Here is a 26,136-nt window from a genome sequence, read left to right as displayed (position 1 = left end):
GATGGTAAAAATCATTGCTTACAATGAAGAAGCACGTCGTGGTATGGAGCGCGGTCTTGATGCGCTTGCCAACACCGTGAAAGTAACTCTTGGTCCAAAAGGCCGTAACGTTGTTCTCGACAAAAAGTGGGGAGCACCTACGATCACTAACGACGGTGTATCCATTGCTAAGGAAATCGATCTTGAAGATCCATTCGAGAAGATCGGTGCTGAACTCGTTAAGGAAGTCGCCAAGAAGACTGATGATGTCGCCGGTGACGGTACCACGACAGCTACTGTTCTCGCTCAGGCTCTCGTGAAGGAAGGCCTGCGTAACGTTGCTGCTGGTGCAAACCCAATCGCTCTGCGTAAGGGTATTGACAAGGCTGTTGCCAAGATCGTTGAGCAACTACTTGCAAATGCTAAGGAAGTAGAAACCAAGGAAGAAATCGCTGCTACTGCCGCTATTTCTGCTGGTGATAAGGAAATCGGTGAACTCATTGCCGAAGCACTCGATAAGGTTGGCAAGGAAGGCGTTGTGACCGTTGAAGAGTCCAACACTTTCGGTACCGAGCTTGAGCTAACCGAAGGTATGTCTTTCGACAAGGGCTACCTCTCGCCATACTTCGTTACCGATGTTGATCGCCAAGAAGCAGTCCTCGAAGATGCCTACGTTCTTTTGGTTGAATCCAAGATTTCCAACGTCAAGGACATGCTCCCAGTTCTCGAAAAGGTTATGCAGACCGGCAAGCCACTGGTGATTATTGCGGAAGATATTGAAGGCGAAGCGCTCGCAACCCTCGTCGTCAATAAGATCCGTGGCACCTTCAAGTCCGCAGCTGTTAAGGCTCCAGGATTCGGCGATCGCCGTAAGGAAATGCTCCAGGATATGGCTATCCTCACCGGTGGTCAGGTCATTTCGGAAACTGTTGGCCTCAAGCTAGAGAACGCTGATATTGAGCTTCTTGGTCGCGCCCGCAAGGTCGTGCTTACCAAGGATTCCACCACCATTGTTGAAGGTGCTGGAACCGCGGAAGACATCGCTGCTCGCGTATCGACCATCAAGACCCAGATCGAGAACTCCACCTCGGATTACGATCGTGAGAAGCTCCAAGAGCGTCTCGCAAAGCTCGCCGGTGGCGTTGCTGTTATCAAGTCCGGTGCAGCAACTGAAGTTGAGCTCAAGGAACGCAAGCACCGCATTGAGGACGCTGTCCGCAATGCAAAGGCTGCTGTTGAAGAAGGCATCGTCTCCGGTGGTGGCGTTGCACTTATCCACGCAGCTGACCAGGCACTTGCCGATCTCGATCTTGAAGGTGACGAAGCAACTGGTGCAAACATCGTTCGCGTTTCGGTGGCAGCACCACTCAAGCAGATCGCAGTTAACGCTGGTCTTGAAGGTGGAGTTGTTGCTGAAAAGGTTCGCTCACTCCCAGTTGGTCACGGCCTGAACGCTACAACCGGTGAATACGAGGATCTGCTTGCTGCTGGCGTGAATGATCCAGTGAAGGTTACCCGTTCTGCGCTCCAGAACGCAGCATCTATCGCTGGTCTATTCCTCACCACCGAAGCAGTTGTGGCAGATAAGCCAGAACCACCAGCTGCTCCAGCACCAGGTGCTGACGACATGGGCGGCATGTACTAAGAGTAACTACTTAGTTCTTGTTGCCAGTTATTGGCCAAGTAAAAAGGAACGAATCCCAAGAGAAATCTTGGGATTCGTTCCTTTTTACACGCCCGGGGTATGAGCTTACGGTAGTTAAATGCGTGTGATTGTGATGCTTTCGGTAGTTTCTTCGGGTCTCTTATGAGTGTAGTAGGCGTAGGTAAGGGTGAGGATGATGATGCCGGCTAATCCAGTAACGGGAGTCCATATTCGATCAATGTCATCGTAGCGAAGGTGACCGAAAACGCCGGTATGAACAAGGTATTCTTGGGTGGCAAGAATTGCGTCGTAGAGTCCGTGAGCGATGATCAGCGGTAGGATACGGCCTTGGCGTAATACATATATGCCGGCAAAAACTCCTAATGGAATCTGCCATAATGCTACGGCAAGAGTTCCGTAGTACAGGTGTAGGATCACCCGGAAGATGAGTACTACTGTTATTGATAAGCGTGATGGCATACGGAAAATATAGATTAAGGTTAATAAAATTAGCGCATAGGCAAGTTCTTCCATGCCACCATTGAGCATGAAACGGAAAATAACCCATATTGAAGGAGAGGGTAGTGGAATATTTATGTCATGTTTATCGAGATCGGTAAACCAATGGTGAAAGTCAGTTCCGGCCGCCACTCCCCAGGATCTGAAATAGGTGGAAAAAGCGTTTCCTTGCACGAAAAACAGAGTGAAGAATATTCCAAAAATTATCCAGGAACCATGGTGAGTGGGGAGCGATTGGGCTGAAGGAAACGTATTCCGAGAGAGCGTATACCATGCTGTTATGAGTAGACTGCCGACGATTAGTGCACTCAAGATTCGTAGCGACAGGTTTGCATCTAGATTTATATAGACGCCGGGGATGTAGATTGGAAATGTTTTTTGTCCAAATAGTTTCACGAGACCGGCAATAAATCCGCCAACGGTTATGGTTGCTGCCCCAAGAATCATCGTTGTGCATAGTGCATAGAGCGTAGTTTTTGGTGCTGTGGTTATGGTTGGTGCTGGTGGTGTGCTTGTGGTGGTGTGGTTGAGAGTTCGCGTGATGAGCCATGTGATTGCGCAGCATACGATGACGGGCAGGACGATGTCGTTAGCCGTGGTTTTTAGTGTTCCTAAGAATGTTCCGGCCCAGACGTCGTTTGGTCTAAATGTGATGGCGTTAAATAGTGCGTGGCTTAATGCTAGTGGCCATGCTTGACGGTAGTTCCAGTAGTAGTAGGTGGAAAAGATTGCTACCCCAGCCCATTGAAGGGTTGATAAGACGTTGAAGTAGGGTGGGAAGAATATGCCGCGAAATACTGCTGTCAGAACCACAATAAGGGTGAAACGTAGCGTGAACGATAAACTTGGTCGATTAAGTATTGGCCATGCGATAGCGGCGCAGATTATTTCGGTGAGCGCTCCTATAGTGGTGCTCAGTGTCCATTGCGTGGGTAGAGGGAGGTGTTGGGTGAAGCTGAAAACATCACCGATGAATCCAGCAGTTGAGGTAAATCCTAGTTGCTGAAATCCATGGACATGCATGAGTGCAAAAGATGCTAGTCCGCTAAAGACCACGCAACCAAACAACACATCACGAGACGATAACCGTTGACAAGTAACCACAACTCCCCCTCCTACTACAAGTGAAAATAACACGTTATTGTTTAGCTCAGTTCTTTACGACCAAGCGGCATCGTGCCTGGATCAACTTTGTTTATACATACATAAACGCCATGGATGTTCGCGCAGGGTTTACAAACTGTTACTCCTGTCCAATTGGGCCCATTGGGGATAGTGCCACTGAAATCAGGTCCTGTTAAAGCTCGGCAATCATTAGGCCGTGGCCCGAAAGCCGAGATCGTGTAACCAGAATAGTTGTGACCGTCCAATCCTCCTGCTAGGTCGGTCGGTAACCCGGCGGGAAAGAGGGCAAGAGTAGCGGTAGCTAAACTACTGATAATTCTATTAAACATGTTAACTTCCGTATAGTATGGTTAGTGTGGTTTTGGTAAAATTGAAATAAATTGAAATGAACATTTCTGCAAGATAACTTTACGTAAAGTATACTATTAGCTGGATGTGTCTCTACCTTAATGAATGCGTGCTGTTAATGTTGAGCGGTTATGGAGAATGCGATGAGTGGTGTGGCGAAAGGCGTTTATCGCCGGCTATATTCGACAACACTCATTAACCTTATTGGAGACGCAGTAGCGCAAGTCGCTCTCCCGCTTGCCTTCTTATATGCCACTGGATCGATTGCGTTAGCTGCCGCGTTGGCGGCGTCTACATTAACCACTCAATTAGTGTTGACAATGCCATTGGCTGCAATTGCAGACCGGCTACCGCGCAGACCAATTATTATTGGTGGTTATACTATTGAAGCGATCTGCCTAGCTATCTTGGGAATATTTCTCTACGTGGGTTTTGCTCAGCCAGTAGTTTTTATTGCGATCGGTGCGATCCGCGGGGCTGCGTCGCAGTTTGGGGTGGCAGCAAGTGCCGGCTATATTCCGCAACTGCTAGGACGCGATGCGCTTCTTCACTATCACTCACGGGTGGAAACCGTTGAAGGTGTTGCTGCTATTGGTGGCCCATCAGTTGCTGGCGGAATAGTGGGGCTACTCGGTGGTCCGTTAGCGCTTTTTGTCCCAGCCGTTATGTCCGGTATGAATGCCATTATTTATCGGGCATTGCCACCGCGCCCTACAGTGACATTATCTGATACCAGCTCGACTAAAAGCGAAATATTTCGCCGGATCTTGCCCGATATTTACGAAGGTATGGCATATATTGCCCACAGTCGAACCCTTATCGCAGCGCAGTTAGTCCAGTTTGCTTTAGGTGCCACCACTGCAGGCTACATCTATGGTGTGGTTGTTCATCTGAAATCTGATCTCGATCTGCCGGTGTGGCTAGTAGGGTTCATACTCGCCTCGTCAGGCGTGGGTGGAATCATTGCATCTTTGACCTTAGAGATCTTCGTCCCTATCGGGCGTTACAAAGTGGTGATGTCGCTGTCCCTTGTAGGTGTCGGTATTATCTTGGCGGCCTTTGCTTTTGTACACAACCTATTTTTCCTCAGTTTCGGGCTATTCGCGCTCGATTTTTGCTGGGTTGGCCTGTTTATTTATAGTGGAACACTGAGCCAGTATGTGACAGATGATCGGCATTTAGCTCGGGTCGATTCAGTAGAAACTTTGTCTTTTTATGGTGCCTCGGCACTTTCAACATTTTTTGCCGGGCTTCTTATACCTGGCCATGGCGTGGCAGTATATTTGAGTGCCATCAGCGCAACAGTTCTTCCGGCTTTCGTGATGCTGTTTTCATTACCTCGTCACCACAGGTGATTATTTACTCGCGCCCTTCACGTTCCTGGCGTGCCTCATTTTGCTTACGCTCAATATTTTCTAAAGTTTCTTGTGCTATCTGTTCGCGGCGCGCAGCTTCGGTTTGCGAATGATCAAGAATCCGAGGGGGTGCACCTGGAGCAAACGCCTCATCCAGTTCTTCTAGCGACGAACGCTTGACCACCGGAATATGTGGTTGGATAAGATCGGCGACGTCGTCGTCCGCAAGTAGGCTGGTGTTTTCCTCCGCAACCTCGCCCGGCTCACCCAATATCCGCTCCTGCTCTGCCGTCTGGAAAAGCTGTGCGGCAGGATCCATATCATCGCTAGGAACATCCCGCGCACCGGCAGGGGCAGGGTTTTGTTCTACCGAATCTTGCACGCCGATAGACTGAAAACTCGCCTCGATACGCTCAAATTCGGCAGTTAAATTTTGGCGAGCAACATGCTCCCACTCACTAGCTAACGGAGTCAAAAAAATACGTTTACGAGCAAGCAAATGCTCAACAATGCTTCGTCGAGCGATTAACCAATCTCGATCTGAAACGTGCGCATACTCTTGGCGCACCTGGCAAACATAGGTTTTGTAGTGCTGTGGAGCGGTTGCAAGAGTGCCAAAGTGAGCATCGTAAAGAGCAAGCCGATCGACGTCGATTGAATCAAACCGAGCAGTTTCGTCAGCACGTTTAACTGCTCCAGGAATATCGTGACGCTTATGTAAATGCGCAATAAGTGACGAAATCCGCTCCACGTTCTTTTCCGGAATACCGATATTAGCGAAAAACTCGCCAGCTAACAGGGCAGATGCCCGTTCGTCTTCCCCGCCATTTCGTGCGTGAACAGCTTGAGCCGAAACATCAAAAACTAAACCATGTCCCCAGGTAGCTAACCGCACAAGACACGGATTTTGGGTCTCGGACGCAAGAGTATCAACCCGAGTGAGCATGTCAGTCAAATGACGAGTGTTATGGAATGTACGCTCCGGGGCAGACCATATCTCCAAAAGCTGGTAAGCAGTATGCTCGATATCCTCTCGGGATGCAGTTGCTCCAGCATCGTATGCGCTCCGCACAAACGCTTGTACAACCCATCCGGGTGTGTTCATTTCTGGCATATATCCTCCAAGTTCAGCGCCCATGATTCTATACCTCTAGTCGCAACTACCCAAAAGATGCGAGGATTCTAACTAACCAAAAGTAACAAAAATGCTGAATAAGAGTGCTCCGCACGGCAAAGTAATCTAACGTAGAGATTGTGAAGAAAAAAGGTTCAGACAGTATTCTTACCGGCCGTGCCCTTATTACCGGTGGCACATCAGGCATGGGGGCAGCATTTGCCCAAGCATTAGCAGCCCGTGGTTGTGATCTCGTACTCGTTGCTCGAAATGCAGAGCGTCTCGCGCAAAAAGCCAACGAGATAATGCAAGAGTATGGGGTTGATGTTCGCACCCTATCGGCAGATTTAAGTGACCGCAGTGGTATTGACGCAGTTAAAGAACAGCTACTTTCGCAAGCTGAGCCAATTTCAATTTTTGTTAACAATGCGGGATCAGGAATGTATTCCCCGATGGCAACCGACGACGCTAGCCAGTTACGAGCCGGAGCCGAATTAATGGCTCTCGTACCAATGGAACTTGGCGGCGCGGCAGCCTTTGCAATGAAACAACGCCATAGCGGAGTTATTATCACCACCGCTTCGGTTGCATCGTTAGCACCTATGGGAGCTTATGCTGCGGTGAAGGCATTCGTTCGGATGTGGTCAGAGTCTCTAGCGATCGAAGTTGAACAATACGGCGTGCAAGTTGTGGCATTCTTGCCAGGATGGGTGCGCACCGAGTTCCATGAGCGTTCCGGAGTATCGACGTCGTCGATCCCATCATGGCTCTGGCTGGACGCGGAAAGAGTTATTGATGAAGCCCTGCGTGACGTTGAACGAGGCAAAACAACAACCATTCCATCGAAACGTTTCAAAACGATGGCGTTCTTTGCTCGGCACGCCCCACAATCCGTGGTACATAAAGCAGTCAGGAAACTAAATAAGGGCCGGCGATGAGTGAGCTACATCCGCTAGATGACTATCATTCGGACGGGAAACGCAAAATACGTAAAGCCGTGCGCAAAGTGTTGACCCGTCCAGTGCTAAAGACACTCTTGAACGCAACTGTTTGGGGCGAGGAAAACGTCGAAGATTTAACCGGAGCCTATATCGTAGTCGGTAACCACTCATCGCACCTAGATGCGCCGATGGTTTTTTCCCTACTTCCAGATCACATGACCGACAATCTCGCCACAGGTGCTGCCGCTGACTATTTCTATCGCAAGAAGGGTATTGCTAAGCTGACGTCAGTGTTTTTTAACACCTATCCTATTGAGCGTAAAGGGAAAAGTGTGGGGGCTCATGCTGGCCGAGCAGCTGGTATGACTAGCCGACTTTTACGTGATGGCATACCAATTTTAATTTTCCCGGAAGGCACGCGTTCCCGCGATGGCAAGATAGGTGTTTTTAAGCCTGGTGCCGCAGCGATTGCGTTAAAAATCGGGGTTCCAATTGTTCCATTAGCAATGTCTGGTGGGCATGAAGCGATGCCAGTGGGTAAAGTGATTCCGGCGTTAAATCATCCTGAGGTTGAGATGTATATCGGCGAGCCGATGTTCGGCAAGCCTAATGAGACAGCAGAAGATTTTATTGGTCGTGTTCGTCATCAGATTGAGATGATGTTAGAGCAGAAGACGGCGAATCCGGATCTAAGTCTCGATTAGTTCGATAGGGCATTGGGAAGGACAACCGTACGGTCAGCCCCCCTCCGGGGGTTTCAGTTACGCTAACGCTCCCGTGATGGGCAACGATGATCGCGGAAACGATGGCTAACCCTAGCCCAGAACCTTCTCCGCTACCTCGTGATCGTGAAGAGTTGATTTTGTAGAATCGCTCAAAAATATGTTCCCGGTCTTTTTCCGGGATTCCAGGTCCGTGGTCACGTACTTCGACGATTGCTTGGCGTGGATCGTTTGGATCTATACCTACAGCTACTTCGACGGGGGCATCAACACTAGTGTGGGTGTTGACATTACCAAGAAGATTTGTGAGCAGTTGGGTAACACCGTTTTGATCCCCAAAGATCACGAGGGATTCGACGTCGTCTCCCGCTAAATTGGTCACGGTTGCCTGACGTTGTGGAGAACGGGCAAGGAAATCCGAGACCGTATTGAGAGCCACGGCAGCGAGGTCGACGGGTTTGGGCTTGATCTCGCCTTGTTCATCTAGGCGCGCTAGTTTAAGGAGATCTTCAACAAGATTGGCCATTCGGCCAGATTCGGATTCTATTCGGCCAAATGCTTGAGCGACTTGATCTTTGGGAACTCCGCCCATCCGGTAAAGCTCAGCATATCCGCGGATAGTTGCTAGCGGAGTGCGTAATTCGTGGGAGGCGTCCGAAACAAAGCGGCGCATGCGTTGTTCCGAAGCTGCCTGGGAGGCGAAGAGGTGCTCAATTTCGTCAAGCATGGCATTGACTGATTCACCAAGGATATTTACTTCAGTACCCGGTTTCATCGGAGGCACACGAGCTGAGAAGTCACCCTGCCGGACGTCTGCGGTGACGTGGTTGATAGTGCGTAAGGCTCGCAAAGAGCGGCGTACGAGGACGATGGATAGTAGGGCTCCAATGGATATAATAGCGATAACGAACAAAATGAGGACTTGTTTGAGGTTTGCTATTGTCCGTTCAACCTGGGCTAAGGGTAGTCCGATGACGACGTTTCCTACTGTGCGTGGATGCGGCCCAGTCGATGTTAACGGTAGGGAGATAATGCGCCATTCGCTGCCTTTAAGAGTGCCGGCCACTGTGTGAGGCTGGTCGGTATATGTTGAGGCGATCTCGAGTGCATTAGCTGGTTTGCCGTACCGGCGTACGATTGACGGATGTACTTTTTCAACTGAGGTTCCAAAATCATCTCTGATATATAGATAAAAGTCAGATGGTAGGACAGAATCAGAAGTTCCTTGGATAAGCGCATCAACAGTCTGCGAAGCAACTATCTGACCGGAAGAAGAGAGGTTTTTATCCGTTTCAGCTGTTAAAAAGGTGCGTAAGGAGATGGTTGCAAACGCAGACACAAGAAGTAAGGCAGATCCAAGCAGGAGAAGAAAGACGACGAGGAGTTGCCACGATAGTCTGCCAGTGATGTTGGGCTGTTGCTGTTTTCGCCTCATGCTACTTACCGGTTCGCATCACGTATCCGATCCCGCGTTTTGTGTGGATGAGCGGAATCAAAGCTTGCGCTTGATCGGGGTCAGTTATTCCTAGAGATTCAGGAGAATCAATTTTGCGACGCAGATAGGATATGTAGGATTCGACGATTGAGGCTTCGCCGATCCAGTCATAATCCCATACATGGTCAAGGATTTGCACCTTGGATACAACGCGTTCGGCGTTAACCATGAGGTAACGTAAAAGCTTGTATTCGGTGGGAGATAATTCAACTAAGTGGCCAGCACGGCGTACTTCGTAAGTATCTTCGTTGAGTTCAAGATCGTGATAGGTGATAATCGAAGATTCTTCCGGCGCAGGATTGGTGCGCCGTAAAATAACTTGGATGCGGGTTACTACTTCTTCTAAAGAAAAAGGTTTGGTGACGTAGTCGTCAGCACCGGCGTTGAGCCCGTGGAGTTTATCTTGTAGATCGTCTTTTGCGGTGAGGAAGAGAACTGGAACACCGCTATTTTGTTCCCGGATACGCCGCAAGACTTCTAGGCCGTCAAAATCAGGCAACATGATATCTAGAACGATGAGGTCCGGATTGAATTCGTAGTAGGTCCGGATAGCACTGTAGCCATCTTCTGCAGTTTCTACTGTGAAACCCGCAAAATGCAGGGAAGCAGAAAGTAACTCACGTATCGATGGTTCATCGTCGACAACAAGAATCTTTGCGGAGGTGTTGGTCTGTGTCATAGCCAGTATTCTCCATCAACAAGCTGAAAAAATTCTGAAAACTGTAGGTTATAAATATGGGTATGGATCGAAATCGTCGATATCCACAGGATGGGTGCGATGTAACGGAATATTGAAGGCTTGAACGTCAAGTTCAAGATCGTGGATAACGAGACCACGATCTTCTAATTCTGCTAATGGTAGTGCGAGGAATTCGCGGAAGCAGATGATTGAGACGCGATGGCCAGCATCTAAAAGAGCTTCAATTTGCGGCAAATAATCGACATCGTGAGTTCCGATGACGACGTCGGCTCCGGGCCGCTCTAGGAGAATAGCATCGAGAGTACGTTGGATACCTTCATCAACAACTTTACGTTCCGGATCAGCCGAAGTGAGCTGGATTGGTTGCCATCCGATAGCTAGCAGAGCTTGGATAAAAGGGGCAGCAGTACGTTGTGAGACATTTAAGAAGAACATGCCTTTTGCAGGTTGTTCCATCACTGTGCCGTCAATATCCTTTTCCGGGGAATCAAATGCCCGGAATTCTAGAACACGGTCCCAGCGAGGACGTTCTTCGCCACGTGGCGAGCGTTTCAAAATGTTGACCCCGAGGGTGGCATCGATATTTTCACCATCAATAAGAATATACATATATGTATCCTATCGCGTGGGATAGTTAAAATCTCAAGATAGTGAACTGTCTTTGGCGGGTATACATGAAAATACGAGCATACCCGCCAAAGAAATAGAGTTTTTATCCTTCGATTTGTTGTGGTGCAACCTTGGCTTGCAAAGCTGCTAGACGGGAATCGACTTCAGCCGTATTTGATGTAGATTCGAGCTGGGCGAATTGGGCATCGAGGGAAGAAGAAGCCACTTCAGCCTTGCCTTGTGCAAGCGCCTCTTGGCGACGTACTGAATCTTCGAAACGACCAATTTCTGTTGATGGATCGAGCACATTGATTGAGCTAATGGCATCTTGAACAATGTTTTGCGCCTGCGCAGACTTAGCTCGAGCCACGAGCTGATCTCGCTTAGAACGTAGATCTTCAAGCTTGCTACGCATGACGTTCAAGCCCTCTTTAAGCTTGGCAACAACATCGCGTTGTGAATTGATCATTGGCTCTGCATCGCGAGCTTCGTTCTCCGCTGTAATCTGGCGTTCCAGAGCAACTTTTGCAAGTTGTTCCATCTTCTGAGCGCCGTCTTCGTTACCGCTAGCACGTAATTCTTGTGCTTTTACGACGGCAGCGTGGGCTTTGTTTCCCCATTCTTGGGCAGCGCGAACGTCTTCATCGTAATCTGCTTCGGCTAACCGAAGATTCCCTACCGTGACGGCAACTGCATCTTCAGCTTCAGCGATGGAATTGGTGTAGTCCCGGACCATCTGGTCAAGCATTTTTTGGGGATCTTCTGCGTGATCTAGCAAGGCGTTAATATTTGCCTTAGCGAGTTGAGTGATGCGTCCAAGAATTGATTGTTTTTCAGCCATGTGAAACCTTTCTTAGTGGCAAACAACGATGAATGCCACAATACGTCGAAGATGACAATAACATCTTAATCGTTAATCTAACATCTAAAAGGTTTTTCCAAAACCTCCGCCACCAGAACCGAAACTCTTTCCAAAGCCGGAGTTACCCGACGAACCAAAACTATTTTTTGTCCAGTTGCTGTCATGATGCCCAGAACCGCTAGAAAAAGCGCCATAAATGAGGGAACGTGCTATTCCAGTGATAATTGCTCCAGCTAGTTCGCCACCTAATTGGGTACCAGGGTTTAGCTGACGATTGTAGTGTTGGTAATCGGCAACGTCAGAAGTTAAGGCCCGCTCAGCGCGAGTCGCATAATCCATAGCTAGAGTGTATGCCTGTAGCTGTTCGGCAGGTGACTGAGTATCGGCCGATTCATAAGCTGAATGGGCTCGATGTAAAAGTGTGCGAGTATCGGCGCTAACTAACTCGCGGTAGCGGGTAATATCTTCATCTAACCGTTGCAATTTGGCACTGGTGTGTTCCCGATACCGAGTGATATTTAACCGTGCCCGCTCTTCTTGCTCAGCTCGTGCTCGTACACTAGCTAGGGCAATATCAAGATTATGTTCGGCTTTGGCTAACTGATCGTTAATGACAAGCAGATCTACGCCAGAGCTTGCTGTTGCCCGGGCGATAACATCTTCAGCTTCTTTACGCCGTAATGTAATAGTGGAATCGTTTGCGCCTAAACGTTGAGCATCGGCGATATCAGCTGATAGTGACTGGACGCCTGTTTTCAATTCTTCTTGAGCCTTGGCCAGTAGTTGGGGAGCTTGATCAACACGTGTGATGAGTTGGGAAACGTGCTCTAACGTTCCTTCTGCTAAGCGCGCATACTGGACGGCTTGGTTTTTGTCCCCATCTGCGTGGTGTTGGCGGGCGGCTGCGATATGTGACTGAGCTGCCGTAAGTAACGAATTGATCTGGTCTGGGTAGGATTCCAAACTCACGACTGATTCAGGCGGAATAGATTGAGTTAGCGCAGCAACTTTATCGGATACAAGTGGCACCTGGGCGAGAAGCTCCTGGTGGCGTTGGGTTAACTCATCGAGTTTGTCATCGAGACGGTGAACAAGATTACGCAACTGGGAAAACTGCTGGGCCTGGGCTTGCATTGCCTGGCGAGCGTGCTGTGCGTACGTCAAAATTTGGGTGTTCATCGAATGTTGTTCAGCAGGAGTTTCTGGTTCATCGTCGTCAAGCAACCGGCGTAACTCAAATGCCTGGTGGATATCTTTTTGCGCCTGCCTCAAAACTTGGCGAAACTCTTCAGTTGCTTCTACACCAAATTCCATGCGGGCAAACTCAAGCTCGGCAGCTCCGGCGCGTACGTCGTCATCAGCCGCTAATAATTCTGTAGAAGACTGCTGGGCTAACTGCTGTTCAGATTGGAGTGCCTGAAGGGTATCAGCGTGTGCCGCCTTCCGTTTTCTCCAAAAAGCGATACCAACAACTCCGGCCCCCACCAGTCCGATTGTGCCAATAATCGGTAGCGCGTTTGGGGCAACTGAGCCCTGTGGAACTGCAGGTGGTTGCTCGCCAGCGCGTAAAGAGCGGACGTGTTCGGCAAATAAGGTTATGCCGGCATCCCATTTGCCGTCATGGAACTTATCTAAAACATCTTGAGAGGTAGCGCGATTAAGAAGTTCTTTCACCTGTCCATCAGGTGAATAGGCATAAAGTTCGGAAGTTCCCACGCTGATAACAAGTAAGCCGTCGGAGCTACCTAATCCCGATCGGTCAAATGTTTTCATTGCCCAGTTATCCGGAGACATGCCATCGAAATCATCAACGGTAATAACCCAAAGATTGCCATGAGCAACCTCAACTAACAGATTAGATAACGCCGAAATGTCCGTAGATACGTTAGCGTAGTCTTCGTAGTTGTGGTCGATATCAACGGGCGCAACAGCGTAAGCAGCATGGGGGAGCAAAACACAAGCTCCCATTATTAACGCCAATGCACACCGACGTATGGTTCTCATAGATTCGTCCTTTCGCGCTGTGATATCTCAAACTTACCAAGCAGCTCCCCGTAAGTGTGTGAACAGGTAAGCTTAGCGCAAAAGTTTAGCTAGTGACCCTGATAGAATAGTTGGTCATATAAGTGTCATAATGATAGATAGCCTTGTCTTGATGTTAGATAGATTATCTAGCGCAAAAGAATGAAAGAGAGAATACCGTGCCTACTGGAAAAGTGAAGTTCTTCGACGCTGAGAAGGGCTTTGGTTTTATCACTGGGGACGATGGTGCCCAAGTTTATGTTCCACAAAGTGCAGTGCCATTGGGGGTTAAGTTACGCCCGGGCACGCGTGTGGAATACGGAATTGGGGAGACTCGCCGCGGGCCAGCTGCGCTGTCTGTTTCCGTGATTAAAAAAGAAAAGTCTTTGTTGGAAGTCAATCGTCGTTCGCCAGAAGAATTGGTGCCACTTATCGAGGACTTAATCAAGATCCTCGATGTTTCTTCGACGCAGTTGCGCCGTGGCCGTTACCCGGAAGGTGGACCTCGTATTGCACAAGCCTTGCGTGCCCTAGCGGATGATTTCGATGCCTAAACGGATAACGCCAAGAGAAAGGGCGGTCAAAGATAAGACGCTTGGGCAAGCAGTTGAGTTTGCTCGCAATGCGCTTAATGACATCACCACCCCAGACCGGGTTGGCAAGCACGCCGGAATGGTTCAAGAAGCAGAGCGTTTTGTTACCCATGCTTTTGAATGTTTAATGGCAGGTTATCGCGGTTGGTATTGGACAGTTTCTCTTGTTCGTGCTCCACGATCAAAGAAAGTTTCAGTTGCAGAACTGTCGATTCTGCCAGGAACCGACGCATTGTTGGCCCCAGATTGGATTCCGTGGGCGGATCGGTTACAGCCTTCCGATATTGGACCTTCAGATCGCTTGCCTTACAATCCACAAGATCCGCGGTTAGTGGCCAATACTGATCCAGGTCTTGATCAAGGGTTTGAAACAATCGGGATTGATGAAGACACGATTGCGAATTGGGAATTAGGTTTGGGGCGTGCCCGGATTATGTCCGACGACGGCCGGATGCAAACCTACCGCCGGTGGTATCGTTCTGATGCTGGTCCGCGTAATCAAGCCACTCGTGATGCGCAGGCGCAATGTGCAACATGTGGCTATCTGATGCATATGGCCGGTTCGGCACGTCAGCTTTTTGGCGTTTGCGCAAACGAATGGTCTGCTTTTGATGGCCGAGTAGTATCAATGGATCATGGATGTGGTTCACATTCGGAGACTGATGTGGCACCCCGTAGTCATTTATGGCACCAGACGTCCCCGGTCATCGACGAGTCTGATGTTGAGGTTGTTAAGCGATAGTCGATGAGGTTTTTGCAGGGTCGTATCCGTGACTACCCGTGGGGATCGCGTTCCGCAATCCCCCGACTTTTCAGCTGTCCAGATGCTGGAGAGCCGGTGGCTGAGTTGTGGTTTGGGGCCCATCCGAATGCGCCGTCATGGGTTTCGTCAGACCCACGTATGCGGGCGTATCAATCCGATCAGTGCCAGCCAGAGCTGATGACGCTTGCGGAGTTGATTGAGGGTGATCCTCATGGAATGTTGGGTGCAGAAATTGTTGCGCGCTACGGTCCGCAGTTGCCATTTTTGTTAAAGCTCATTGCACCTAATGAGCCGTTGTCGTTGCAGGTTCATCCGTCGTTGGCCCAAGCCCAAGAAGGGTTTTCCCATGAAGAGGCTGCCGGGATCAGCCAGCAAGATCCACGGCGGTGTTTTCCAGATCGCAACCATAAGCCAGAAATGGTGTATGCCTTAACGACTTTCGAAGCATTAGTGGGTTTTCGCAGTCCACGCCGTATTTTAGGGGTTTTGACCGGGCTTGATTGTTCAATTGCGCGCGATGTTCGTGCCATCATCGCCGCTCAACCTAATAGCGATGGTGTTCGTCAGGCTTTTTCGCAACTAATTTCACCTGATACCCGTCCCGCGCCGGAGGAGGTAGCTGAATTAGTTGCCCAGTGTGCTTCGCGTCGGGAGACGGATTCGCCGTCACCGCGTGCGGATGCGCTCGCGGTACGCATCGAAGATATCTATCCAGGCGATCCGGGTGTGGTGGCATCGTTGTTGCTAAATCCGGTGACGTTACGGCCGGGGGAGGCGTTGTTTACTCCAGCGGGCATTGTTCATGCGTATATTAGTGGCCTTGGGGTGGAGGTTATGGCGGCATCAGATAATGTGGTGCGCGCTGGTTTGACGCGTAAACATGTTGATGTTGCTCAGTTATTGCGTATTACCGACACGGTTGCTGCTCCGCCGATTCGTATTGCTGCTGAGCGGATTAGTGCAGTTCAGTCAACGTTTTATGTTCCGGTTGACGATTTTGAGTTGTCAATTATTTCGTTGCGCCATGCTGATGAGCAGGTGGATATTCGGGGTTGTGGTCCACGTATCATTTTATGTTTACGTGGTGCAGTTGAGTTGTGGGTTGGTGAAGAGTTTTTCTTTATAAACACTGGGCAAGCGGTGTTTATTGCGGCCGACGACGGCGCGGTGCAAGTGCGTGGTGCTGGCGAACTTGTCCAAGTCGAATCGCCATAATCTCAAAGTGTGAATATTTTTCGTCTTACTATGTGAACTTCTGTAGCTGCTCAGATAAATCCTATGTGAGAGTTAAGTAAGTGAAGAGCACTACGGGAGCTGCCCCAGTAAAACAGCCTGTTGCGGAATCTGCGTCGTCGTCCTTCCTCGATGCTTACTTCAATATTTCCCAGCGAGGTTCCTCGCTTATGCAAGAAGTCCGTGGCGGTATCGTCACTTTCTTCTCGATGGTCTATATTCTCGTTCTCAACCCCATCATTCTTTCTGGGCCAGATTCAACTGGCGCTTATCTGGGTGGTGGGACTGAGCCAAATATTCCCGCAATCGCAGCGGCAACCTCGTTAATTGCTGGCGTGATGAGCATCCTCATGGGTGCAGTAGCTAACTTCCCAATCGCGCTTGCTGCTGGTCTTGGCTTGAATGGAATGATTGCTGGATTCGTTAAAATTCCAGGCATGACGTGGGCAGACGGCATGGGTATCGTCGTCATCGAAGGTATCGTTATCGTCCTTTTGGTGCTCACCGGATTGCGCGAAGCAATTTTCCGGGCGGTACCAAAGTTCCTTCGATCGGCAATCTCGGTTGGTATTGGTCTGTTCATCGCCTTCATCGGGCTAGTCAATGCTGGAATCGTCCGGCCAGGAGTTGGTACGCCAGTATCCTTCGCAGTTAACGGTTCTATTTCAACGTGGCCGTTGGTGGTTTTCGTTATTGCCCTATTAACCATCATTATTTTGATGATCCGAAACATTAAAGGCGCACTTTTAATCGGTATTGTTACCGGCACGGTACTGTCGATTATTATCGAACGATTTGCGCACCTAGGAAACGTCGGTCCAGAAAACCCGGGTGGATGGGGATTGACAGTGCCAGCACTGCCAGGAAGCCCAATCCAAACACCAGACTTTTCTACCCTCGGCCAGTTCTCATTGATTGGGCCATTCCAAAAAGTCGGTATCATCGCCGTCGTCGTCTTAACATTCTCCATCATGCTTGCCGACTTTTTCGACACTCTTGGAACGATGGTTGCGGTGGGAACTGAAGCAAATCTTGTCGACGAAACTGGGCAAGTTCCACGCACCCGCCAGATCCTTCTCATTGACTCCTTGGGCGTTATCGCCGGTGGAATGGGTGGCGTATCGACCAATACCTCCTTCGTGGAATCTTCGACGGGTGTTGCTGAAGGAGCGCGTACCGGATTAGCGTCAATCGTTACCGGAGTGGCATTCTTGTTGGCAACTTTCCTCGCTCCACTATTCTCTGTGGTGCCAACTGAAGCAGCCGCGCCAGCCTTGGTTGTTGTTGGCTTCCTGATTATGCAACAAGTAGCAGAAATTCCATGGCAGGATCTGCGTGTAGCTATTCCTTCCTTTATGGCTATTGTCTTCATGCCTTTTACTTACTCGATCACCGTAGGTATCGGTATTGGCTTCATCGTTTACGTGATTGTGGAGATGGTGTTGGGCAATGCTAAAAAGGTTCATCTGCTCATGTACTTAACGTCGTTAATTTTCGTCATCTACTTTGCACTAGAACCAATCACCCGTATCCTTGGAGTGAGCTAACTAGTAAGCCTCATCTAGGCGTCATAATTAAGCAGCGTTCAGCTAGACACATGAGCTAGCTGAACGCTGCTTTATGTTACTGCCGGGCGATAGATGTGGAAGTTGATACAATATATATAGGTAGCGGCGTGGAGTGCTGCGGGGGAATAAAACTAATTAAGCAAGCTTTTTATTGACTAAACCCGGTTGTCAAGTTTTTGTCAGACCTTATCAGTAACATGAGCGTTAGGAAGGGGTGTGCGATGAGTGAACTAATGGATACCACCGAAATGTATCTCAAGACGATCTATGAGCTTGTTGAAGAGGGTGTTCCGCCGCTTCGTGCGCGCATCGTTGAGCGTTTGGGGCAATCGGGTCCCACTGTTTCCGAAACCGTCGCACGTTTGGAGCGTGACGGTTTAATTAAGCTCGATGACAGACGTGAGATTACCTTTACTCCAGCAGGATATGCACGCGCTGCAGCGGTTGTGCGCCGGCATCGATTGGCGGAGGTATTACTTCTCAATGTTATTAAGATGCCGTGGGAGCAGGTTCATAATGAGGCCTGCCGCTGGGAGCACGCAATTTCTGAGCAAGCTGCAGAGCACATTAGTGAGTTGCTAGGTCAGCCAGAAACAGATCCTTTTGGTAACCCGATGCCAAGTGCTGATCCGCAACCAGAAGATATGCGTTGCGGTTGCGATGATGGGCTTGTGCCACTTAATCACGAATCGGTCGTTGGGAAAAAAGTGGTTATCGCCCGTATCGCGGAACTCATTCAGGTTGATGAAGAAGGTCTGGCAGACTTAAGTGATTTAGGTGTTGTGCCAGGTGCTGAAGGTGTTGTGAGTGCTGACGATATGACTGTTATTGATCTTGGTGGTACGCGGGTTGCGGTGCCGGATGATCTGGCCAACCATGTTTACGTCGCGTTAAAATAACAAAAAAATAACAGAAGATAACATTTTGTAATGTGAATCACTTGATGTAATATTTGTTGGTATATCAACGAAAATCGGAAATGAAAAATTATATTTTGGCGAAAAAGTTATCGTGGTGTGTCAAATTGTTGCTCAATCGTTATAAACGTTGTAGTGTCTTTCTTGTGCCTAAGAGTGTGCTAGTTAAAAACTAGTTGCTCAAACCTAGACATAAATGGAGATAGTAAGCAATGGGACGACACTCGATCGCAAAGCCAGTAGACGTTAAGAATCCGAACGCTGTGCGCGGATTGGCGCTCGCGGGTGCTCTTGGCGTTATCGCTGGCGCTGGTATCCCAGTCGCAATGGCAGCCCCGGGAAATGAAAATGAAGTAGCTCCAGAAGATGTTGCTAAGGCATCTGTTTCCCTTGGTGATGTTGCTGCTAACACAGAGCAGGGCGCAAATATCCAAAGCGTTACGCTAGATGATGCCGCGGCTGGCGAATGGTCCATCGAAGGTGTTTCGGCACAAGTTGATCTCGGCAATGACGTTGTTGAGGCAAGTGAGGCTCCGGTTGCTGAAATTGCTACCCCGTCTCGCTCCAACGCTACTCTGGCTGTTGCTTCAGCTCCTGCTCCGGCACAGGCTATCGCTTCAGGCGATATCGTCTCGATTGCTCGGGCATACTCTGGAACACCTTATGTGTGGGGTGGTTCCACTCCAGCTGGCTGGGATTGCTCTGGATTTACCTCTTGGGTATATGCTCAGGCAGGTGTCGGATTGCCACGTACCGCCGGTGCTCAGGTTTCGGCCGGAACAATTGTTTCCGCAAGCCAAGCTCAACCAGGCGATCTTGTTTACTGGCCAGGTCACGTAGGTATCTACACTGGTAACGGTATGCACATCGCAGCCCACACTCCAGCAACTGGTACTTACGAATCGCCGCTCTACGGTAACCCAACATACGTACGAATCGGTCGATAATTTAGTCAAGTTTAAAGTAGAGGACATGCCAACGGCATGTCCTCTACTTTTATTCGGTGACGCTCGCCACAAACTCATAAACGTGCGATAATTGATATATACCACAGGAGGTTGTTATGTCACATGAAAATATCGTCGTCGTTGGAATTGATGGTTCGTCGGCATCCCGGAGCGCACTCACTTGGGCACATGCTCAAGCAAAAGCCCGCCAAGCGCGACTGCATTTAGTGTGTGCATACGAACTGCCGAGTTATGCGCCAGAATTCGTTCCTACCAGCGCGGCGCGCATCCCGGTAGGCGATTCAGGTTTCCTTTATCAAGCAGCTGAAGAGATGATCCACGAAGTTGCTGCGGAAGTGCGTGACCAAGGCGTTGAGGTTACCTGGTCGCTCGAATTTGGTGACCCGACCGAAATCTTGGTCGAAATGTCGAAGAAAGTTGCCCTCGTCGTCGTTGGCGGACGTCAAGCAAGCTCGAATGCTCTCGCCGATCGGCTTCTACGTACCGTATCCTCTGCCGTACCTTCAAATTCTTACTGTCCTACCGTCGTTGTCCCAGCAGAAAAAACTGTGGACGATATACCGATCAAACACATTGTTGTCGGAGTGGACGGGTCGGAACATGCCAAAACTGCACTCCAACGCGCAGTGTGGGAAGCTGATCGATGGGATGCCAAACTCTCGGTCATTGCTACGATTAATACTGTTGCAGCAACCTGGATTCCAGCAGATACGTTCCGTCGCGGTTTCCTTGAGGAAGTCACGGAATCGATGAAAGAACAACTAGCCGAGGTTGATGAGGGACGGGCAATAGATGTTGAGGTTCATGCCGTTGAGGGAAATCCGGCGCAAATCCTTTCCGAACTTTCCACAGACGTTGATCTCCTCGTTCTCGGCACGCGCGGGCGTGGCGGATTTGCTGGATTACTCCTCGGATCTACCTCACAAAGTGTCCTAGCCACTGCTGCTTGCCCAACGATGGTTGTTCCACGTCGAGTTCGCCCCGGTGACGATCACGGCCCAGAACCGAAATAAACACTGGCGTCAGCCGGGTGGCATATTCAATATTGTCCTGCTTTTCCGCTAGACTAGGTGAGTACTTCACTACGTGTGGGGTACTCGCCCTCGTAGCTCAGTGGATAGAGCACGGCTCTCCTAAAGCCGGTGTCGTAGGTTCGATTCCTATCGGGGGCACGTGTTTTCCACGCCAGACAACATCTGGGACACCGCGAAAAGGGGACTATTGTGGCGCTTTCTCGAGTTTTACTCTTCTATAAATTCACACCGATTGCCGATCCGGTTGCTATGAAACTGTGGCAGTGGGATTTATGTGAGCGCCTGAAGCTCCGTGGCCGGATTCTGATTTCCGAACACGGCATTAACGCCACCGTTGGTGGCACGATTGATGCGTGTAAAGCCTATGTCAAACGCATGAAGCAATATCCGGGTTTCGCAGATATCGAATGGAAGATATCTCAAGGTTTAGGCACAGACGCCGAAGGCTATGCGTCTGATTTCCCGCGGCTTTCTGTGAAAGTGCGCAAAGAGATCGTGGCGTTTGGGGCTCCGGAAGAACTCGAAGTAGACGAAAACGGTATCGTTGGTGGCGGAAAACGGGTCAAGCCAGCAGACGTTGAACAAGTGATTGCGGATAATCCGGATCTGGTGTTCTTTGACGGACGTAACGCTATTGAAGCCGAAGTGGGACGTTTTGATGGAGCGGTTGTTCCACCAACGATGACTACCCACGACTTCATTTCAATTCTTGAATCCGGCGAATACGATGATCTTAAAGACAAGCCGATTTTGGCATATTGTACTGGCGGTATCCGCTGTGAAGTGTTGACTGCGTTGATGAAGAAACGCGGGTTTGACAAAGTCATGCAGCTCGACGGCGGTATCGTGCGATATGGAGAAATGTTTGGCAACACTGGACGGTGGAAGGGTTCACTGACAGTTTTTGACAATCGTGAAGTGATGGAATTCGACGGCGGAGACGTCGACGTCATTGGGACATGCCACGGTTGTGGCACTCCCACAGGTAAGTTGCACAATTGTGACGAGCCGTCATGCCGGATGCGTCTCGTGACGTGTGACAACTGCGCTCAAAAGCCAGTGTATTGCGAAACCCACAAGGAAGCAGTAGCACGATAACGTGTATTGCGACGATGAGTTACGACAGCGATAGGTGAGAAACGTGAGTTTTTTTAAACGTAAGAAGAACGCCGTTCCAGAAATGAACGACGATGAGCTGACGATCGATCCTGCTGTCGCGCCGCCGGTGACACCTGCGGAACAAAAGAGTGATACTGATGAGGCAGCCACGGCTCAGATATCAGCGGAGGAACCACCCCACAGTGCCCCGGATCGTAAACCGGAAATGATTATTTCCCGAGATCAGCTGATGGACCTTGCCTATACTCAGTGGCATGCTGAGCTTAATGCACAAGCACAAATTGCCGATCAACGCGAGGCCCAGCGCACTCCTGGGCGTATCGACTTAACTCAGATTCACCCCACTGGATCAGTACAATTTTATGGCTACCAAGCTACTCGGCTTTCATCATTGATTCGCGAAGAGCGTTCTTTAGCGCAAGCAAAAATCCAGCTGGCACGATTGCGTGAGGATCTTGATCAAACAGCGCAAACCTACGGTCATGCTCCGGCAAGTTTGTCCGTAGGAGCAATGACGTGGACTGAATTACCAGAACAAACATCCACTGAGATGCCACAGCCCAACTATGACGTTACTGGGGAGTTACACCTATCAGAAGGTGAGTTCTTGGAGCTTGACACCCATACCGATGTCACTGATGAGGGCGTAGAAGCGAACAAGAAATCTGCTGATGAGGTTCGCGAGGCAAGGACTATCACAGAACCAGGTATTTTCCGTCCAGTTCGTCTTTTCTTCCCATCGCAAAAAGATGCGCTAGTCCAGCTTGTGGACGCCGCTGAAATTAATCCTGTTGTTATTCGTGCTTTACGCAACCATGGTGCCGCCGCAGAAGAATTGGCTGCACTACGTCAATTGGCTACCGAAGGTAGTTCAGTTGATGTCTTGATTACTCGAATGAATGAGCTAGGCCGAATCTATCTTCCTGGTTTCTCCTATGAACCGAAAGTGATTTTGGGGTCTTTCTTCCAGCCGGAACGCATGATGCTCGCTGATCTAGAAGCGATGGAACCGTATATCCGTACTTCTACACTGATGTTAGCGCTCGCTGGTGATCCACAATCGCGTGAGCGGTGTGCATTGCTACTACCTCCTGGGAATAGCGCGGATCGTAACCCAGAAAGTGAGCGCGGCGTTGGTGATCTCGATCCTAGTGAGCTTGACGTCGTAGAGGCAGTAGCTGCCGGGCGTTCCCTTGTGGTGGACTGCCCGCCGGGGTCACGTAGAATCCCGACAATGGCTGCCGTGGCTGCCGATGCGGTGGCCTCTGGTCGGTCACTGATGATTGTTCCCTCCCGTGCCGCCAGTGCCGCAGACCTGGTGAGTGAACTAGAAAAGCATGGTTTAGCGGATCTGGTTGCTGACTTTTCCGACGTCGAAGCTATTCCTATGCGGTTACGTACCGGAATGCGTGTGGAGCGTCCGGAACTTGCAATGGATGAAACCTTAGCTCGGCGTGCTCGTCTCATGGAAGTTCGCAACGTCATCGAAACATTTATGCGTGAACTTCATGATGTTGATCCGCAGTGGGGAGTATCGGTATATGATTTGCTCGAAAAACTTGCTGCCGCTACTGAAGGTAAGCAAGCACCATTAACGAAGGTGCGTTTTGACAGCCATACTCTTAACAACATGACTGGTGAGGAACTGAGCAAAATACATGATTTAATTGCTCAAGCTGGTCAATCTCACGCATTCGATTCACACATTACTCACTCGGCATGGATCAATACCGATATTGCCGATCCACAAACCGGAGAAACTGCTTTGGCGGCAGTTCAGCGGCTACAGAAATCTATTGCTGGAGTCGTTAATCAATCTTCTCGCGCCGCCGGTGAAACTGGTTTACAACAAGCACGAACCTTGGCACAATGGCTAGAACAGATCAACGTTCTAGACGGTATTGCCCAATCGCTTGATATTTTTGTTCCTCAGATTTTCGAAACTTCACCAATGGATATGGTGATTGCTACTGCGTCACGCGATTGGCGCGATAAGCATGGTCATTCGATGCGTGGTGGGGAACGTCGGCGTTTTAAGAAACAAGCTCAGGACCTGGTTCGCCCAGGGGCAGTGGTTGCCGATCTTCATGATGAGCTAGCCAAGGTTGAGGAGCGTCGTGAAACCTGGCGTCGTTATACGGCAGAAGGTGGCTGGCCGCAGTTACCTCAAGGATTAGCACATATGCAAGAAACAAGTGAGGAACTTGTTGCTGACTTGGCTTTCTTGTCTGAGCATTTAGCTGATGAAGACTTCCATACACTTGACTTTGACAAGCTACAACATCGAATTAATGCCCTTGCCGCAGATGGCGAACATATGATGATTCTGCCAGATCGTAACGCGGCGTTGAACGCGTTACGTGAGCGTGGTTTAGAGCGTTTTGTTGACGATATGTTGCGGCGTGAAGTGCCAGCCCAACTCGTTGATGCGGAATTTGATTTGGCGTATGCCTCGTCAGTTTTCGAGCAATTGATTGTTAAATCTTCTGCACTAGCTCATTTGGGTCCACAAGATCTTGACGAGCTCGTTACAGATTTCCGTACTTTGGACGAGGCACACTGTGCTTCGCTTGCTGGCCCAGTTAAATTAGCAGTAGTGAATAATGCACGTTCACTCATGATTGATCGGCGTCAAGATACTCTTAAACTCGATAGTCTGTTGGCTCGGCATGGTGTTTCAGTACTGCGAGACGTTATTGCCACGTATCAACGGCTAGTGCAGGTTGCCCGGCCGGTATGGATCGTGCCAGCAACAATTGCTGCTGAATTTATTCCGCCGATGCCGTGGGTTGATCTGGTCATGATGGATGTGTCAGATAATGCGAGTGTTGCTTCGGTTGCTGGTGCTTTAACACGCGGGCGCCAACAGGTAGTTTTTGGAGATGTGCGCCGGGCGGGCGTTGTTGAACGAGAAAATGGTGCACTGCGAAGCTTGGCGAGCACCTTGCCGGTGCGTCAGTTGCCAACGAATCGTGCCCGACTCGATGATCTTTCTTTACAGGCTTTACGAGCACATGGTTACGACGACGTTCTTTCGCAAGTCCCATCAGTAGCGGCAGTAACGCAATCGCAGCTTATTGTAGTAGATGGCCGTGGAGTGCCTAGCCCGTCTGCTGATGGCGCGGTTGAAGCGCCAAAGGCCGAAGTTGATGCGGTGGTTGAGGCAGTTCTTGCCCACGCAATGAGCCGTCCTGACCAGTCGTTGGCAGTGATTACAGTTTCGCCGGCGCACGCTCATCGGGTGCGTGAAGCATTGCGGCATGTTGGCACTGAATCGAAAGAATTATCCGCGTTGTATGCCGGGGATCAGGGTGAACCCTTCCTCGTCGTCGATATTTTTAATGCTGCAAGTATTCGGCGCGATCACGTGATTTTGTCGGTTGGGTATGGCAAAACTGTTCATGGGAGGGTCTTGCACTCTTTCGGAGCATTGTCAACGCCTGTGGGTTTAACCGGGATGATTGATGCGATTGAAGCAGCGCGCGGATCAATGACTATTATTTCTTCGATTGCGCCGGGCGAGATTTCCCTCAATCGCGTTTCTACTCCTGGCCCACGGTTGCTTGCCGAACTTTTGGGGCAAGCAGGTGGCTACAGCAAGGATGTTGAGATTGCGGAAAGCTCAGGCGAAATTGCGCCATTGCTTGCGGATCTGGCACGTCGTATCGAGGCAGCTGGTTACGTGACGCGGGCAAATGTTGGTGAAGGACAGTGGCGTATTCCGTTGATTGTTGGACATCGGGATATTCCGGGCCAGTGGGCGGTTGCAGTTGTTTATGACGATCTTGGATATGCACAACAGGCCTCGCTTCGCCGTCGAGACCGCTATCGGGTAGCTACTTTGGAGTACCACGGCTGGCAGGTATATCAAACATTCTCGACGTCGCTATTCGTTGATCCGCAAGGACAGGCACAGCGGGTTATTGAACGGGTACGCGCGGTACTGGAGAACAGTGGAAACAATAATGACGTGGTTGTGCCAACGGTAGATGAGTGGGGTGAACCGCAAGAACAGCACCCAGTTGAGACTGCTGATGCCCTGGCGGCTCAGCCAAGACGCACACGGCCACGTCCAGCAGTGATTCCGGGTCTTCAACTAGCTGGTTATACGGATAACGAGTTAGAAGAGTTGTTGTTATGGATTGCCTCAGACGGTGTTGACCGGACCACTGATGATTATGTGACCTTGTTGCGTCAAGAATTAGCATTACGCCGCGGGAGCCAGATTGAACGAGTGTTAGCGAATATTGTGCGGCGCATGGGAGTTGCTCGTGACGAACAATAAGCGAGGACGCCGTGTTGTGCGGCTGTCGCGGGTTGATGCCCAGCGGTTGGCTGCTGGTGAGTTTACGGAACCTGAGCAAGCGCTGCACGCTTGGGATGCGGGTCCTGTTTTGTCGCGTCCGGTGATGCCGACGGCGAAGAAACCGCCTGCGTTAGATCCGCATGAGCGTGAATTATTGGATAATCTGCCACCGCATTTTGGCAAGCTATAAAATAGTGCA

General features: G+C 50.0%; 21 protein-coding genes and 1 tRNA gene. 15 read left to right on the top strand and 7 right to left on the bottom strand.

Annotated features, from left to right (window positions below):
* Position 1 precedes the first annotated feature (1 nt).
* Positions 2-1,624, top strand: coding sequence for a chaperonin GroEL (gene groL, locus HC352_RS08040; protein ID WP_168918383.1), 1,623 nt, complete (start codon positions 2-4; stop codon positions 1,622-1,624).
* A gap of 114 nt (positions 1,625-1,738) precedes the next feature.
* Here the strand turns inward: groL and HC352_RS08035 are convergent, their stop codons facing one another.
* The gene (locus tag HC352_RS08035) at positions 1,739-3,247 is read right to left on the bottom strand and encodes a CPBP family glutamic-type intramembrane protease (RefSeq protein WP_168918382.1); all 1,509 of its coding nucleotides are present in this window, start codon (positions 3,245-3,247) and stop codon (positions 1,739-1,741) included.
* A gap of 512 nt (positions 3,248-3,759) precedes the next feature.
* Here HC352_RS08035 and HC352_RS08030 point away from each other — a divergent pair.
* Positions 3,760-4,971, top strand: coding sequence for an MFS transporter (locus tag HC352_RS08030; RefSeq protein ID WP_168918381.1), 1,212 nt, complete (start codon positions 3,760-3,762; stop codon positions 4,969-4,971).
* A gap of 4 nt (positions 4,972-4,975) precedes the next feature.
* On the opposite strand, the gene HC352_RS08025 is transcribed toward HC352_RS08030, so the two are convergent.
* On the bottom strand, positions 4,976-6,109 hold the full coding sequence (locus HC352_RS08025) for an HD domain-containing protein (RefSeq protein ID WP_168918380.1): 1,134 nt from the start codon (positions 6,107-6,109) through the stop codon (positions 4,976-4,978).
* Positions 6,110-6,225: 116 nt separating this feature from the next.
* Here HC352_RS08025 and HC352_RS08020 point away from each other — a divergent pair, with 116 nt between their 5' ends.
* Both HC352_RS08020 and HC352_RS08015 read left to right on the top strand, forming a co-directional pair.
* The gene (locus HC352_RS08020) at positions 6,226-7,023 is read left to right on the top strand and encodes an SDR family NAD(P)-dependent oxidoreductase (protein ID WP_168918379.1); all 798 of its coding nucleotides are present in this window, start codon (positions 6,226-6,228) and stop codon (positions 7,021-7,023) included.
* Positions 7,020-7,730 (top strand): lysophospholipid acyltransferase family protein, encoded by a 711-nt coding sequence (locus tag HC352_RS08015; protein ID WP_168918378.1) that lies wholly within the window; start codon positions 7,020-7,022, stop codon positions 7,728-7,730. Before HC352_RS08020 ends, HC352_RS08015 begins: the two co-directional genes overlap by 4 nt.
* Here the strand turns inward: HC352_RS08015 and HC352_RS08010 are convergent.
* From HC352_RS08010 to HC352_RS07990, 5 genes are all read right to left on the bottom strand, one after another.
* Entirely contained in the window at positions 7,654-9,183 is a 1,530-nt protein-coding gene (locus tag HC352_RS08010) for a sensor histidine kinase (RefSeq protein ID WP_168918377.1), read from the bottom strand. The two genes, HC352_RS08015 and HC352_RS08010, sit on opposite strands and share 77 nt — an antisense overlap.
* 1 nt (position 9,184) lies before the next feature.
* Complete coding sequence (locus tag HC352_RS08005; protein WP_168918376.1) at positions 9,185-9,922, bottom strand: response regulator transcription factor; 738 nt, start codon at positions 9,920-9,922, stop codon at positions 9,185-9,187.
* Between the two features lie 48 nt (positions 9,923-9,970).
* Complete coding sequence (locus HC352_RS08000) at positions 9,971-10,552, bottom strand: nuclease (protein WP_168918375.1); 582 nt, start codon at positions 10,550-10,552, stop codon at positions 9,971-9,973.
* Positions 10,553-10,655: 103 nt separating this feature from the next.
* Entirely contained in the window at positions 10,656-11,393 is a 738-nt protein-coding gene (locus HC352_RS07995) for a PspA/IM30 family protein (RefSeq protein ID WP_168918374.1), read from the bottom strand.
* 84 nt (positions 11,394-11,477) lie between these two features.
* A complete protein-coding gene (locus HC352_RS07990) occupies positions 11,478-13,418 on the bottom strand; it encodes a TPM domain-containing protein (protein ID WP_168918373.1) in 1,941 nt (646 codons plus the stop codon).
* A 197-nt stretch (positions 13,419-13,615) separates the two neighbouring features.
* Between HC352_RS07990 and HC352_RS07985 the strand changes: the two genes are divergently transcribed.
* From HC352_RS07985 to HC352_RS07935, 11 genes are all read left to right on the top strand, one after another.
* Positions 13,616-13,990 carry a cold-shock protein gene (locus HC352_RS07985; RefSeq protein ID WP_168918372.1) on the top strand — a complete coding sequence of 125 codons (375 nt, stop codon included), beginning with the start codon at positions 13,616-13,618 and terminating at the stop codon, positions 13,988-13,990.
* A complete protein-coding gene (locus HC352_RS07980; RefSeq protein WP_247645186.1) occupies positions 13,983-14,771 on the top strand; it encodes a DUF3027 domain-containing protein in 789 nt (262 codons plus the stop codon). The genes HC352_RS07985 and HC352_RS07980 overlap by 8 nt, the downstream gene beginning before the upstream one ends.
* Before the next feature lie 3 nt (positions 14,772-14,774).
* Complete coding sequence (gene manA, locus HC352_RS07975; protein WP_168918370.1) at positions 14,775-16,007, top strand: mannose-6-phosphate isomerase, class I; 1,233 nt, start codon at positions 14,775-14,777, stop codon at positions 16,005-16,007.
* Positions 16,008-16,087: 80 nt separating this feature from the next.
* Complete coding sequence (locus tag HC352_RS07970) at positions 16,088-17,572, top strand: NCS2 family permease (RefSeq protein ID WP_168918369.1); 1,485 nt, start codon at positions 16,088-16,090, stop codon at positions 17,570-17,572.
* A 242-nt stretch (positions 17,573-17,814) separates the two neighbouring features.
* Positions 17,815-18,492 (top strand): metal-dependent transcriptional regulator, encoded by a 678-nt coding sequence (locus HC352_RS07965; RefSeq protein WP_168918368.1) that lies wholly within the window; start codon positions 17,815-17,817, stop codon positions 18,490-18,492.
* 230 nt (positions 18,493-18,722) lie between these two features.
* A complete protein-coding gene (locus HC352_RS07960) occupies positions 18,723-19,457 on the top strand; it encodes a C40 family peptidase (RefSeq protein ID WP_168918367.1) in 735 nt (244 codons plus the stop codon).
* A 116-nt stretch (positions 19,458-19,573) separates the two neighbouring features.
* Entirely contained in the window at positions 19,574-20,491 is a 918-nt protein-coding gene (locus HC352_RS07955; RefSeq protein WP_168918366.1) for a universal stress protein, read from the top strand.
* Positions 20,492-20,577: 86 nt separating this feature from the next.
* Positions 20,578-20,650, top strand: a tRNA-Arg gene (locus HC352_RS07950).
* Positions 20,651-20,701: 51 nt separating this feature from the next.
* Positions 20,702-21,610: an oxygen-dependent tRNA uridine(34) hydroxylase TrhO gene (trhO, locus tag HC352_RS07945; protein WP_168918365.1), complete on the top strand. Its 909-nt coding sequence runs from the start codon at positions 20,702-20,704 to the stop codon at positions 21,608-21,610.
* A 43-nt stretch (positions 21,611-21,653) separates the two neighbouring features.
* Positions 21,654-25,916 carry a PDDEXK-like endonuclease domain-containing protein gene (locus HC352_RS07940; protein WP_168918364.1) on the top strand — a complete coding sequence of 1,421 codons (4,263 nt, stop codon included), beginning with the start codon at positions 21,654-21,656 and terminating at the stop codon, positions 25,914-25,916.
* Positions 25,903-26,127: a hypothetical protein gene (locus tag HC352_RS07935; protein ID WP_168918363.1), complete on the top strand. Its 225-nt coding sequence runs from the start codon at positions 25,903-25,905 to the stop codon at positions 26,125-26,127. Before HC352_RS07940 ends, HC352_RS07935 begins: the two co-directional genes overlap by 14 nt.
* The last annotated feature ends 9 nt before the right edge of the window (positions 26,128-26,136 follow it).

It is taken from the genome of Arcanobacterium buesumense (genome assembly GCF_012563545.1).
In the GTDB taxonomy this organism is placed as follows: domain Bacteria; phylum Actinomycetota; class Actinomycetes; order Actinomycetales; family Actinomycetaceae; genus Arcanobacterium; species Arcanobacterium buesumense.
This window is presented reverse-complemented; position numbering and strand designations above follow the sequence as displayed.

What these genes read in the sequence shown, in the direction of transcription:
- groL (WP_168918383.1), top strand. Translation starts at nt 2, where the DNA reads ATGGTAAAAATCATTGCTTACAATGAAGAAGCACGTCGTGGTATGGAG.
- HC352_RS08030 (WP_168918381.1), top strand. Translation starts at nt 3,760, where the DNA reads ATGAGTGGTGTGGCGAAAGGCGTTTATCGCCGGCTATATTCGACAACA.
- HC352_RS08025 (WP_168918380.1), bottom strand. Translation starts at nt 6,109, where the DNA reads ATGGGCGCTGAACTTGGAGGATATATGCCAGAAATGAACACACCCGGA.
- HC352_RS08015 (WP_168918378.1), top strand. Translation starts at nt 7,020, where the DNA reads ATGAGTGAGCTACATCCGCTAGATGACTATCATTCGGACGGGAAACGC.
- HC352_RS08010 (WP_168918377.1), bottom strand. Translation starts at nt 9,183, where the DNA reads ATGAGGCGAAAACAGCAACAGCCCAACATCACTGGCAGACTATCGTGG.
- HC352_RS08005 (WP_168918376.1), bottom strand. Translation starts at nt 9,922, where the DNA reads ATGACACAGACCAACACCTCCGCAAAGATTCTTGTTGTCGACGATGAA.
- HC352_RS08000 (WP_168918375.1), bottom strand. Translation starts at nt 10,552, where the DNA reads ATGTATATTCTTATTGATGGTGAAAATATCGATGCCACCCTCGGGGTC.
- HC352_RS07995 (WP_168918374.1), bottom strand. Translation starts at nt 11,393, where the DNA reads ATGGCTGAAAAACAATCAATTCTTGGACGCATCACTCAACTCGCTAAG.
- HC352_RS07990 (WP_168918373.1), bottom strand. Translation starts at nt 13,418, where the DNA reads ATGAGAACCATACGTCGGTGTGCATTGGCGTTAATAATGGGAGCTTGT.
- HC352_RS07980 (WP_247645186.1), top strand. Translation starts at nt 13,983, where the DNA reads ATGCCTAAACGGATAACGCCAAGAGAAAGGGCGGTCAAAGATAAGACG.
- manA (WP_168918370.1), top strand. Translation starts at nt 14,775, where the DNA reads ATGAGGTTTTTGCAGGGTCGTATCCGTGACTACCCGTGGGGATCGCGT.
- HC352_RS07965 (WP_168918368.1), top strand. Translation starts at nt 17,815, where the DNA reads ATGAGTGAACTAATGGATACCACCGAAATGTATCTCAAGACGATCTAT.
- HC352_RS07960 (WP_168918367.1), top strand. Translation starts at nt 18,723, where the DNA reads ATGGGACGACACTCGATCGCAAAGCCAGTAGACGTTAAGAATCCGAAC.
- HC352_RS07955 (WP_168918366.1), top strand. Translation starts at nt 19,574, where the DNA reads ATGTCACATGAAAATATCGTCGTCGTTGGAATTGATGGTTCGTCGGCA.